The following is a 12,301-nucleotide window of genomic DNA, read 5'->3' as shown; positions in this document are numbered from 1 at the left end:
ACCTACTCCTTGGCGACGCGTTTCATGTCCGCATCCATCATCATGCGGATCAGGGTGTCCAGATCGGTTTTTGGCTTCCAGCCCAGTACGCGCTGCGCCTTGGCCGGGTTGCCGAGCAGCACTTCGACTTCGGCCGGGCGGAAGAACGCCGGGTCGATCTTCACGTAGTCGCGGTAGTTCAAACCGACGTGATCGAAAGCGATGCGGCACATCTCGCGCACGGTAGTGGTGACGCCAGTGGCGACCACGAAATCGTCAGGCTTGTCCTGCTGCAGCATCAGCCACATGGCTTCGACGTAGTCGCCGGCAAAGCCCCAGTCGCGCTTGGCGTCGATGTTGCCCAGGGCCAGTTCGTGCTGCTTGCCCTGTTTGATGCGGGCGGCGGCGTCGGTGACCTTGCGAGTGACGAATTCGATGCCGCGCAGTGGCGATTCATGATTGAACAGAATGCCGCTGCTGGCGTGCAGGTCGAAACTTTCGCGATAGTTGACGGTGATCCAGTGGCCGTAGAGTTTGGCCACACCGTAGGGGCTGCGCGGGTAGAACGGGGTGTTCTCGTCCTGCTGCTCGGCCTGGATCAGACCGAACATTTCGCTGGTGGAGGCCTGATAGAAACGCGTGTGCGGGCTGAACTGGCGGATCGCTTCGAGCAGGTGGGTCACGCCCAGGCCATCGACGATGCCGGTGGTCACCGGCTGATTCCAGGAAGCGGCGACGAAGCTTTGCGCAGCCAGATTGTAGACTTCGTCCGGCGCCGACTTGATCACCGCGCGCTGCACCGAGCAGGCATCGGCCATGTCACCGTCCAGATAGACGATGTCGCCTTCGACGCCCATCTCGCGCAGGCGCCAGCGCGAATCGCTGCTGCGCCGTGCGACCAGACCGTGAACCTTGTAGCCCTTGTCGAGCAGCAGTCTGGCCAGATAAGCGCCGTCCTGGCCGGTGATCCCTGTGATCAGTGCACTTTTCATTCTTGTCGTACTCGCTGCTCCCAGTCGGACAGGATCGCCCGCAGGGATTGTTGTGTTGAAATTTTCGGCGTCCATCCCGTGATCTGGGCGAGCCTTGCGTGACTGCCGCAAACGCGGCGCTGATCCGCACGGCGCATGCGCGCCGGATCCTGCACCAGTTGCAGGTCGACCTCGGCCAGGTCGCCCAGCTGTTCGATCAGACTGCGGATGCTTTGCTCGCGGCCCGAGCAAATGTTGTAGACCTGCCCCGGCGTGCCCTTTTCCAGCAGAGCGAAATACGCTGAGATCACATCGCCGACATCGAGGAAGTCGCGCGTGACGTCAATGTCGCCGACTTCCAGTTGCGCGGCTTGCAGGCCCTGTTTGATGCGGTTGATCTGGCGTGCAGCACTGGCGATGACAAAGTTGTCTTTCTGCCCGCTGCCGATATGGTTGAACGGCCGCGCCACCAGCACCGGCCAGCCTTCGCTCAGGCCCCATTGCAGGCAGAGAAATTCCGTCGACAGTTTGCTCACGGCGTAGGGATTGCGCGGGCAGGGCGGTTGCAGTTCGGTGATGGGCAGGGCGCTTTCGGCAACCTGACCATAAACGTCGCCGGAGCTGACATACAGGAAAGTCCCCTGGAAACCGCGCGCCTTGAGCGCCTGTAACAGATTGAGGGTGCCGAGCAGATTGATTTCGAGGGTGCGGGCCGGATCGCGAAAGGCTTCGGGAACGAAGGTCTGGCCGGCCAGATGAATCACCGCGTCGGGCAATTGTGGCCACAGGTCGACGAGACTGGCAGGTGCCGTGAGATCGTAGGGTGCAGCGGCAGGCAGCAGCTCCCATGTCGAGTCCGGCTGAGCCAGACGCGACTGGAGATGTTGTCCCACGAATCCACTGAGGCCCGTGATGAACAGACGCTTTTTCAAACAGCGACCCCTTGGTCTTTAACTTTCGCCACTTTCCCACAGGCTTTGAGGAGAAGTCTGTCAGGCCGGATGAAAAGACCGACATGACGGCAGGCGAAGTCGTTGTTGTAGTTGTTTGTTACCAATCTGTGCCAAATGCGCAGCAATTTCAACAGCGCAAACCGTGACCGGTCAGTTCTCGTCAGCGTAGCCTGATTTATTCTCGTCGGGCGGTTCCCGGATTCGCGACGGATGTGTTTAGAATGGCCATCGTCGCCATCTCCCCAGGTTCGCCGGGGTTGTTGCGCAACAGGGTGAAACCAGCCACTAAAACAAGAACGAAGACGAGCTCCATGACGAAGGACGAGCAGCGGTGATCCCGACTCGCTCCAGCGCTTGGCCGTCATAGCGTGAAACCGCCGGGATGGTGGTTGCACCGTGGGATGCCATGAATTTCATTCTTTACTCGGACGTCAACGACCGCTCCATCAGCCAGAGCCTGGGGCGTCCGGAATACAGCTATTACTTCGTGCTCAAGGCCTACCGTCCTGTGCTGGAAAGCCTTGGGCAAGTGCACGTGGTGTCGTCGGCGGCGGAAGTCGACCCGCTGTACCGCCAGTTGCAACTGGCCGGTCAGGATTGTCTCTTCCTTTCGTTCGCTCCGCCGCATAAAACCCCGACCGACCTGCAATGTCCGGTGGTCTGCGTGATTGCGTGGGAGTACGACTCGATCCCGGTCGACCCTCATCAAGAAGATGCCCGTCATGACTGGAGCCGGATCCTGGCCCGTCACGGTCGGGCGATCACCTTGTCCAGCCACACCGCAGAGGCCATTCGCCGGACCATGGGCGAAGATTTCCCGGTCCTGGTGTTGCCGACGCCTTTGTGGGAAGGCTTCGCCGGGGTGCGTCGGCGGTTCCCGCCTGCTGCGGTGAACCCAGGGGCGGTTTTGCAGATCAAGGGCTGCATCATCGACAGCCGAGCCCTCGGCTTGTCCGCCGATGGGTTGATTGCACCCACGCCCAACGAGCCGGCAGTGGAGGCCAGCGAGCCGGTCGACGTCGCTGCGCCGTCCGAACCTGTCCCACCACCACCGGAACTGACCCTGCGCCGGCGCGCATTCATCACCAAGCATTACTTGCGCGAAGGCTGGCGAGCGACAGCGGCCTCCAACGAACACCGACCGCTGTTTCTGCTCAAGCACAACCTGCTGCAGTGGTATCGCGAAGCCGTTCGCGATTTGCTGCCGGTCGCTCTGCGCCGCCAGCTCTTCCGGTTGCGTACGCCAGCCCCTGAACCGTTGCCGCCAGCGGTCACTGTCGAAGCACCGACGGTGGCCGAGCACCCACAGGCCTGCTTGCCGGACACCAGCGCCACGCTGCAGGCCGAGGTCAGCGGCGTGGTGTACGTGAGCGTGTTCAATCCCGAAGACGGACGCAAGAACTGGCATCACCTGATCACGGCTTTCTGCTGGGCCATGCGCGACGTCGAAGATGCCACGCTGGTGCTGAAGATGACGCAGAACGATCTGGCGACCTATTACGTGCACCTGATCACCTTGTTGTCGCAGCTGTCGCCGTTCTCATGCCGGGTAGTGGTCATGCACGGCTATCTGGAAGACGAAGAGTTCGCTAGGCTTTACGGAGCGGCCAGTTTCTACGTCAACGCGTCGCGCTGCGAAGGGCTGTGCCTGCCGCTGATGGAGTTCATGTCCTGCGCGCGTCCGGTGATTGCGCCGGACCATACGGCGATGCATGACTACATCGACGAGCGTGTCGGTTTCATCGTCAAGTCCAGCCGTGAGCCGACCATCTGGCCGGACGATGTGCGGATCCTCTACCGCACCCTGCGCCATCGCCCGGACTGGGGCTCGTTGAAAACCGCCTATGAAAACAGTTACGCCATGGCCAAGAACGATCCACAGGCCTATCAGGCCATGGCCTTGGCGGCCAATGAACGCATGCGCGAGTACTGCAGTTTTGCTCCAGTGCAGCAGCGTCTGGCGCAGTTTTTTCAACTGACGCCGAGTGCAAGCCCAGAGCTGATCGCCGAGGCGGGGGCTGCATCATGCTGATCATCATTCATTCCGAAACCAACAAGAGCAACATCCAGCAGAACCTTGGCCGGCCCGAATACAGCTACTACTTTGTCCTCAAGGAATTCCGCCCGGTGCTGGAGCGCCTCGGGCAAGTGATTGAAGTGAGTAACCCGGACGAGTTGGTCGATCGCCTGTACTTCGATTGCCTGAGCCGTGGCGAGGCATGCGTGTTTCTGTCGTTCTCGCCGCCGCATCGCACGCCGATTCATTACGCCTGCCCGACCATCCCGGTATTTGCCTGGGAGTTCAGCACCATCCCCACCGAGAGCTGGCACGGCGAACCGCGTCACGACTGGCGCGTGGTGTTGAACGCCTGCGGCATGGCGATTACCCATTCGAGTTTCACGGTGGACGCGGTCTGTGAGGTGATGGGCGCGGACTATCCGATCTGCGCGATTCCCGCGCCGGTGTGGGATCGCTTCGCCGCCCGCGGTGCGCAGTTACGCAAGCAGCCAGTGGTCGAAGCGGTGCAGTTGAAGCTGCGCGGTCTGCTGCTCGACAGCCGCACGGTGGATCTGCGCCCCTACGGTCCGCCCGGGTTGTGCGAAGGCACGCCGCTGTCGTTTGCCGGGCCGCCGCAGGACTGCCAGTTGCAACTGGACGGCGTGGTCTACACCTCGGTGTTCAACCCGTATGACGGGCGCAAGAACTGGCAGGACATGCTTAGTGCCTTCTGCACCACGTTCCGTGAGGTCGCCGATGCGACCCTGGTGCTCAAGCTCACGCACCATGACATCGCCAATGCCCTGAGCGACATGCTGCATCACCTGTACAAGAACCAGTCCTACCAGTGCCGGATCGTGCTGATTCACGGGTATCTGGCGGACGCCGATTACGAGGCACTGGTGCAGGCCACCAGCTATGTGGTCAACAGCTCCTATGGCGAAGGCCAGTGCCTGCCGCTGATGGAGTTCATGTCCTGTGGCAAACCGGCAATTGCGCCGCTGAACACGGCGATGGCCGATTACGTCGACAGCGACAACGCGTTCATCGTCGCTTCCACCGAGGAGCTGACGGCTTGGCCCCATGACCCACGGGCGGCCTATCGCACCTTGCGCTACATGACCGATTGGGACTCACTGTGCGCGGCGTATCGCGACAGTTATGCGGTGGCGAAAAACGATGTCGAGCGCTACGCGCGGATGTCCGAACATGCCGTGCACAACCTGCAGAAATTCTGCAGTCAGGCGAGCGCTGAGGAGCGTCTGCGGACGTTTTTTGCCCAGCGTGCGCAAGCCATCAAAGCGTTGTCCGTGGAAGCCGCGAGCGCATGATCCGGCGTCTGCTTGCACGCCTGCGTCCCGCGCCCTTGCCTGTTGCACCTGAGCCGCCCGGCCAGGTTTCGCCACGGGATGTGGGGTTGCATGACGCGATCCTCGACGGCTGGTTTTTGCCCGACAGTGGTGAATTGCTCAAGGGCTTCGCGATCACCGCTGACGACACCTTGCTCGACGTCGGTTGTGGCGAGGGCGTGGCGACGCTGTTCGCGGTGCGACAGGGCGCCTCGGTAATCTTCACCGACAGCGAACATGACAAAGTTCGCGATCTGGCGCGGCAGGTTGAGGCGCAGAGCACCAAGCCGAATCTGGGGCTGGTCAGCAACAGCCTGCCATTGCCGCTGGCCGCCGGTTGCGCGAGCAAAGTGGTGTGCATGGAAGTGCTGGAACACATTGATCAGCCGGAACCGTTCATGGCCGAACTGGTGCGCATGGGCCGCCCGGGCGCGCAGTACCTGCTGAGTGTGCCGGCACCGGTGGGTGAGCACCTGCAACAGGGCATCGCCCCGGCCAGTTATTACCAGACGCCCAATCATGTGCAGATTTTCACCGAGCAGCGCTTTGCCGAACTGGTGGAGAACGCCGGGCTGGTGATCGAGCATCGACAGGCCAGCGGGTTCTTCTGGGTGATGGGCATGATCTTCTTCTGGGCCAGCGAGCGCGCTGCCGGCCGTGACCTCGGTGGCGCGGTGCGCGACCGGATTCAGGCGCCGTACCCGCCGCTGATGGAGAGCTGGGCGCGTACCTGGCAAGACCTGCTGGCGCAGCCCGATGGCCTGGCAATCAAGCAGATGCTCGACCGCTTCATGCCCAAAAGTCAGGTGATCATCGCCCGCAAACCACTGGCTGGCGAAACCGGCGCCGGGAGTCAGCCATGAGTGCCAGGCGGATCATGGACATCGAGGTGTTGCGCGCGGTCGCCGTCCTCGGCGTGTTGTTCCATCACTTGCAGGGCAGTCTGTTCACCGACACGGTACCGCTGCTGGAAAACATCCACGGCTGGGCGCAACCGTGGTGGGGCGTCGATCTGTTTTTCGCGATCTCCGGCTTCGTCATCGCGCGCAGCCTGATTCCTGCGCTGCAAGGCAGCACGACGCGTCAGGAGTGCTGGCAGCAGACGCGCAATTTCTGGCTGCGGCGGGTGTTTCGCCTGTTGCCGTCGGCCTGGTTGTGGCTGGCGCTGATTCTCCTCGCGTGCGTGTTTCTCAACCGTTCCGGGGCCTTTGGCGGCTTGCATGCCAACCTGCAGGCGACCCTGGCGGGGGTGTTGCAGTACGCCAACTTCCGTTTTGCCGACAGCTTCTTTCATTACGAATACGGCAGCAGTTTCGTCTACTGGAGCCTGGCGCTGGAGGAGCAGTTTTACCTGCTGTTTCCGCTGCTGATTGTGCTGTGCCGCAAGCATCTGGTCTGGGCCTTGCTGGCGCTGGTCGCGGTGCAACTGTTCACCCTGCGCACGCCGTTGCTGATGGTGGTGCGCACTGATGCGCTGGCGCTCGGCGTGCTGCTGGCGCTGTGGAGTGCGCAACCTTCTTGGCAGCGCTGGCAGCCGACGTTTCTGCGGCGACCGTGGGCCGGGGTTTCAGTGCTGATCGGCGTGGCACTGCTGATGAGTTTCATGGCCACCGACCGTTTCACTTTCGCGCCTTATCGCATCGGCTCGATTGCCGTGCTCGGCGCGCTGCTGGTGTGGATCGCCTCGTACAACCGCGATTACCTGCTGCCGGCAGGCCACCTGCAACGGCTGATGGCGTGGATCGGCAGTCGCTCCTACGGCATTTACCTGATTCATATCCCGGCCTACCTGCTGGTGCGGGAGCTGATCTTCCGCTTGCAGGCTGCCGGTCTGCCGAGCCCGGCCGGGCACCCGATTTTCACCTTGCTGATCGCCTGCGGCCTGATCGTGCTGCTCAGCGAGCTGAACTACCGCGTCATCGAAATGCCGATGCGTAATCGCGGTGCTGCTCTGGTGCGGCGCCTCGATACGTCCCGAACCGCCGTTTCAACCCCTGGAGCCACCTCATGCTGAGCCTCTTGAAAAAACTCACGGCGGCGACGCCTGCACCGGCCCCCGCGCAACCCGTCGCCCCGGCGGCGGACAAGGTCGATCCGTACATGCTCGGCCTCTACGATGCCAAGCTCAGCGGCTGGTTCAATCAGGAGACCGGCGAGCTGTTCAAGGGCTTCCCGGTGACCGCCGATGACACCTTGCTCGATGTCGGCTGTGGTGACGGCGGCAACGTGCATTTCTGCGGCATGCGCGGGGCGAAGATCATCATTGCCGACATCGATGGCGCCAAGGTCGAGGCGACTCGCCAGCGCCTGAGCGATACCCCGGCGCGCAGCGTCGAGTGCCACGTCACCGACTGCAATCCGTTGCCGATTGCCGACGGCACCGCCACCCGGGTGGTCTCCACCGAAGTCATCGAACACGTCGACGACCCGGCGCAGTTTCTTGCCGAGCTGGTGCGGGTCGGCCAGTCCGGTGCGCTGTACCTGTTGAGCGTGCCGCACCCAAGCTCTGAAGATTTGCAGAAGGACATTGCGGCGCCGGAGTATTTCCGGAAGCCCAACCACATTCGCATCATCAGCGAAGAGCAGTTCAAGGCGATGGTCAGCGACGCCGGGCTGGAGATCATCAGCCACAGTCAGTACGGTTTTTACTGGTCGATGTGGATGCTGCTGTTCTGGGAAGCCAAGGTCGATTTCAGCAACCCGGATCACCCGTTGCTCGAGCATTGGGCCAACACCTGGCAAGCGGTGCTCGATTCGCCCCGTGGTGCGCAGATCAAGCAGGCGCTGGATGCGGTGGTGGCGAAGAGTCAGGTGATCATTGCCCGCAAGCCTTGAGTCGCTTTCCCCTGTAGGAGTGAGACTGCTCGCGATGGCGCAGTAACATCCGATATCGATGTTGCCTGACACTCCGTCATCGCGAGCAGGCTCACTCCTACAGGGATTTGTGTACCCTGCATTTTTGTACCGGCAGGGAATAGGCATTTGATGCGGTTCGGCTTTTCGATTTTGATCGCGGCGCTGCTGCTCGCTGCTTGCGAGCGGCATGACGCCCCCGCCCTCGATCAGCAACTCTACGTCTGGCAACGCCAGTGGACGTCCGCCCATGAACTCGCGCTGAAAGACAGCCGTAACGACTTCTCGACCTTGCGTGTGCTGGCCTTGCAGGCGTTCCCCAATGACGGCTGGCATCGTGCGCGTATCGATGCGCCGTTGCTCCAGCACGATGGCCGGCCACTGATTGCGGTGATTCGCCTCGATGGTCAGCTCAAGGGGCTGGATCAGGCACAGGTCACGGATCGGATTTTTCAGGTTGTCGCCGACTGGCAGGCGCAGGGGCTGACCCTGGGTGGCGTCGAGATCGACCATGATGCGGGTAATGCGCGTCTGCCGGAATACATCGAATTCCTGACACATCTGCGCTCCGCGTTGCCCGCATCGTTGCCGCTGAGCATCACCGCGCTGCCGGCGTGGCTCGGCAGTTCACAGCTGCCGGCATTGTTGACCACAGTCGACAGCAGCGTGCTGCAGGTGCATGCCGTCAGCGATCCGCGACGCGGCTTGTTCGACCCCGAGCAGGCTCGGCGCTGGGCCAGCGCCTGGGGCAAAATCAGCAGCAAACCCTTCTATCTGGCGCTGCCGGCCTATGGCGTGGCGTTGCTGCCAGATGCCGGCGGTGCCCCGGTAGTGGAGAGCGAAGTACCGGTCGAGCGTGATGGGCAACGCCGGGAACTGCTCGCCGATCCGTTGCAACTGAGCCAACTGGCAAAAGAGCTGCGCGAGGACCCGCCGGCGCATCTGGCCGGGTTGATCTGGTTTCGTCTGCCGCTGGCCAATGATCGTCGGGCCTGGAGCCTGGCCACGTTGAGCGCCGTGGCCCGTGGCGATGCGTTGAGCAGCCGGCTGGGCCTGACGTTCAGCGACCACGATGGCCTGCAAGACATTGCCCTGCGCAATGTCGGAAACCTCGACAGTGCCTGGCCCACGCGCATCACCGTCAAGGCCAGCGCTTGCGAAGGCGCCGATGCGCTCGCCGGTTACTCGTTGCAACAGAGCGCGGATCTGCTTACCTTCACCCGCCTGCGCGACGGTCGTCTGCCGGCGGGTGGCCAGCGCGCCATCGGTTGGGCGCGCTGTGCATCTATTGATCAAGGAGGTTCGCATGTTGACCCGTAACTGGCCCCGCCATCTGCTCTGCCTGAGTCTCAGCCTGCCGCTGGGTTCGGCGCTGGCCTGCGGCCCGGACTTCCCGATGCGCCTGCTCGACAATCGCGGGCAAAGCCTGGCCGAGCTGCCGGAGGGCAACTTCAACTTCGAGATCAGCCGCCTGGGCAAAACCATCGCCGGGCTGAAGAACGTCACCGCTGCGACGCACAATCCCGACGACATGTACGGCGACGAGAACGAACCTGCGGCGGTTCGCGAGAAAGCTGAACAGGTCGGTCTGAGCGCCGAGCAACAGGCGTTGGTCAAGCAATTGCGCGGTCTGACCGATGCGCGTCAGGTCGAGGCGCAAGGCGCCAGTCTGCCAGCGGAAATCCGCTTGTACGTGGCCGGCGCGGTGGCGTTTGCCACCGGCGATCATCCGCTGGCGATCGAATATTTCAACAAAGTGCTGGCGCTGCCGGCCGATCAGCGTCCGCTGCGCAGTACCTGGGCGGCGTATTCCCTGGGCCGCACCTGGTTTGCCATGAGTGCCGAAGCAAGCGATGCCATCGAAACGCTCGAGAACGCGCGCGAAGCCTTCCGCCAGGCCCGACAGATGAGCATCGATGGCTTGAGCGATCCGCTGGAGCTGGGGGTGGCCAGCCTCGGTGAAGAGGCACGGGTGCTGCGTACCGCCGGTGACTGGAACGGCGCCATCGAACTGTACGAAGCGCAGAACCTGCACGGCTCGGCCGTGGGTTACACCTCGCTGAAACAACTGATGAATGAGCTGGCCGAACTGCCTGAGCCGCAACTGGCCAAGCTGCTTGAGCGCAAAGCCGTGCAGCAACTGGTTACCGCTTCGTTGATCAGCCGCATGGGCTGGTCATTCGACGAACAACCGCCGAACGAGAAAAAACTGATCAAGCTGCTGCAGAACAGCACCCGTGGCAGCCTGGAAAACGCCGATCGACTGGCGGCGATGAACTATCAACAGGGTGATTACGCCAGCGCCAAGGCCTTTCTTGAAAACGCCGGTGATGGCGGACTGGCGTGGTGGCTGCGGGCGAAACTGGCAGTGCGTGACGGCGATAAAAATGCTGCGGCCGCCGCCTATGCCAAAGCCGCGCAGGCCTTCCCGCAGAGCGAAGATTGGGGCTACCGGCGTACTCCGGACTGGGACTTTGAAACCGTTCAGCCGAAATGCCGGGTCGAGGGTGAGAGCGCGATTCTCGCGCTGCAACGCGGTGAATACCTGCAAGCGTTCGTCCAGTTGTATCGCAGCAACAGCATCTATTGGTTCGACGCAGCGACGGTGGCCGAGCGCGTGCTGACGGTCGATGAACTCAAGCGCTATGTCGATGACAACGTGCCGGCGCCACCGGCGCTGACTCAGCAGCAACGCGACAACTACGTGCCGCTACCGGTCGCTGCCAGCCTGCGCAATCTGCTGGGACGACGCTTGCTGCGCGAGGGGCATTACGAGGAAGCGGTCGGCTATTTCGACAATCCCGATCTGCAGCACAAGGCCCGGCTCTATGGCGAGCAACGCATGAAGGCCGACGCTGCGTGGTGGCCGACCAGACGCGCCAGTGCCTTGTACAACGCGGCGTGGACCGCACGCGAGTGGGGCATGGATATTCTCGGCTACGAGATGGCGCCGGACTACGCCACGTTTGGCGGCAACTACAGCCTGGAAAACACCGAGCTGAAAGTCGGGCCGCTGGTGGCCGAGGACGAAGTGAAGCGCCAGAAAGCCAGTGAAGCGCAGCCGGACGAGCGCTATCACTACCGTTTTGTCGCGACCGCGCTGGCCAGTCGGGCCGCTGATAATCTACCGCACACCAGCCAGGCGTTTGCTGCGGTGTTGTGTAACGCCGCCGGTTTCAACAGCAGCCTGCAAGAGCAGAGCGCGCTGTATCGACGCTACGTCAATGAAGGCCCGTACGTGCCGTGGGCGGTGGACTTCGGCAATCAGTGCCCGTACCCGGATTTCGAAAATGCCGACAAGCGTTACGTGACCCAGGTGACCGACGCGGTGCGCAATTCGTTGCGTCCGTACAAATGGCCGGTGGTCGGTGTCCTGCTGTTGATCAGCGCTGGCGTGCTGGTGTTGTTCAGTCGTCGGCGCAAGGCCCGCAAACCCTAAGCCTGCTGAATAAACGTCAGGCGCACGGCGAAGCCGATCAGCAGGCTGCCAAACAGCCACTGCTGAACGCGCTGGGCGGTTGGGCTGTGTTGCAGCCAGCGGCCCAGCGCCGCGCCGGTCAGGGCATAGGCACTGTCGAACAGCAGCCCGATGCCCACCAGCAACGCGCCGAGGGTGGCAAATTGGGTCAGCACCGCTGCGCCGTCATTGACGATGAATTGCGGCAACAGCACCGAGCAGAACAGCAGCGCCTTGGGGTTGAGCAGATTGGTCAGCAAGCCACGGCGAATCGCCTCGCGCCATTGTCCCTGGGTGTCCGTCACGGCAGTTGCAGTGAGGTTCGGCAACAACGTGCTGCGCAGGCATTGAACGCCGATCCACAGCAAGTACGCCGCGCCCGCCAGACGCACCAGATCAAACGTCCACGGCGCTGCCTTGAACAGCGCGGCCAGACCCAACGCCGCCAACGCCACATGACAGCCCCGGGCAATCGCCAGACCCACGGCAGTCGCCAGTGCCGCGCCACGACCCTGACGGGCACCGGTTTGCAGCAGCAGGATCATGTCCGGCCCGGGCAACAGGAAGACCACCGCCAGTGCCAGAAAAAACAACCCGATATTTGCCATGTCGCCGCCCTTTCGTTATCGATTCGGTGAGCCAAGTCTATGACGCAAGGTCAGGACAGGTGCTTGCGAAGCCAGCTTCAAAAAGCATTGTGATTGGCATAACCTGCTTTCTTTTTGCGCCTTGACCATCAG

10 protein-coding genes are annotated in these 12,301 nt (G+C 62.4%); 7 read left to right on the top strand and 3 right to left on the bottom strand.

What is annotated here, in order from left to right; translation table 11 throughout:
* Positions 1-2 precede the first annotated feature (2 nt).
* Together gmd and ABV589_RS14705 are read right to left on the bottom strand one after the other, a co-directional pair.
* Positions 3-971, bottom strand: a complete 969-nt coding sequence (gene gmd, locus ABV589_RS14710; protein WP_367082185.1) for a GDP-mannose 4,6-dehydratase — start codon at positions 969-971, stop codon at positions 3-5.
* Positions 968-1,882 carry a GDP-mannose 4,6-dehydratase gene (locus ABV589_RS14705; RefSeq protein ID WP_367082183.1) on the bottom strand — a complete coding sequence of 305 codons (915 nt, stop codon included), beginning with the start codon at positions 1,880-1,882 and terminating at the stop codon, positions 968-970. Before ABV589_RS14705 ends, gmd begins: the two co-directional genes overlap by 4 nt.
* Before the next feature lie 427 nt (positions 1,883-2,309).
* Between ABV589_RS14705 and ABV589_RS14700 the strand changes: the two genes are divergently transcribed.
* The 7 genes from ABV589_RS14700 to ABV589_RS14670 all read left to right on the top strand — a co-directional run bounded on the left by ABV589_RS14700 (position 2,310) and on the right by ABV589_RS14670 (position 11,543).
* A complete protein-coding gene (locus ABV589_RS14700) occupies positions 2,310-3,935 on the top strand; it encodes a glycosyltransferase (protein WP_367082181.1) in 1,626 nt (541 codons plus the stop codon).
* Positions 3,929-5,233: a glycosyltransferase gene (locus ABV589_RS14695; RefSeq protein WP_007960812.1), complete on the top strand. Its 1,305-nt coding sequence runs from the start codon at positions 3,929-3,931 to the stop codon at positions 5,231-5,233. The genes ABV589_RS14700 and ABV589_RS14695 overlap by 7 nt, the downstream gene beginning before the upstream one ends.
* Complete coding sequence (locus tag ABV589_RS14690; RefSeq protein ID WP_367082179.1) at positions 5,230-6,114, top strand: class I SAM-dependent methyltransferase; 885 nt, start codon at positions 5,230-5,232, stop codon at positions 6,112-6,114. Before ABV589_RS14695 ends, ABV589_RS14690 begins: the two co-directional genes overlap by 4 nt.
* Positions 6,111-7,265 (top strand): acyltransferase, encoded by a 1,155-nt coding sequence (locus tag ABV589_RS14685; RefSeq protein WP_367082178.1) that lies wholly within the window; start codon positions 6,111-6,113, stop codon positions 7,263-7,265. Before ABV589_RS14690 ends, ABV589_RS14685 begins: the two co-directional genes overlap by 4 nt.
* Positions 7,259-8,086, top strand: a complete 828-nt coding sequence (locus ABV589_RS14680; RefSeq protein ID WP_367082177.1) for a class I SAM-dependent methyltransferase — start codon at positions 7,259-7,261, stop codon at positions 8,084-8,086. The genes ABV589_RS14685 and ABV589_RS14680 overlap by 7 nt, the downstream gene beginning before the upstream one ends.
* Before the next feature lie 150 nt (positions 8,087-8,236).
* The gene (locus ABV589_RS14675; RefSeq protein ID WP_367082175.1) at positions 8,237-9,424 is read left to right on the top strand and encodes a DUF3142 domain-containing protein; all 1,188 of its coding nucleotides are present in this window, start codon (positions 8,237-8,239) and stop codon (positions 9,422-9,424) included.
* Entirely contained in the window at positions 9,411-11,543 is a 2,133-nt protein-coding gene (locus ABV589_RS14670; protein WP_367082173.1) for a hypothetical protein, read from the top strand. Before ABV589_RS14675 ends, ABV589_RS14670 begins: the two co-directional genes overlap by 14 nt.
* Here the strand turns inward: ABV589_RS14670 and ABV589_RS14665 are convergent.
* Complete coding sequence (locus ABV589_RS14665; protein ID WP_007960831.1) at positions 11,540-12,169, bottom strand: LysE family translocator; 630 nt, start codon at positions 12,167-12,169, stop codon at positions 11,540-11,542. The genes ABV589_RS14670 and ABV589_RS14665 overlap by 4 nt on opposite strands.
* Positions 12,170-12,301: the final 132 nt, after the last annotated feature.

Origin of the sequence: Pseudomonas sp. HOU2 (genome assembly GCF_040729435.1) — a bacterium.
In the GTDB taxonomy this organism is placed as follows: Bacteria; Pseudomonadota; Gammaproteobacteria; order Pseudomonadales; family Pseudomonadaceae; genus Aquipseudomonas.
Note: the sequence above shows the minus strand (reverse complement) of the source record. Positions and strands in the feature narration are given on the sequence as shown.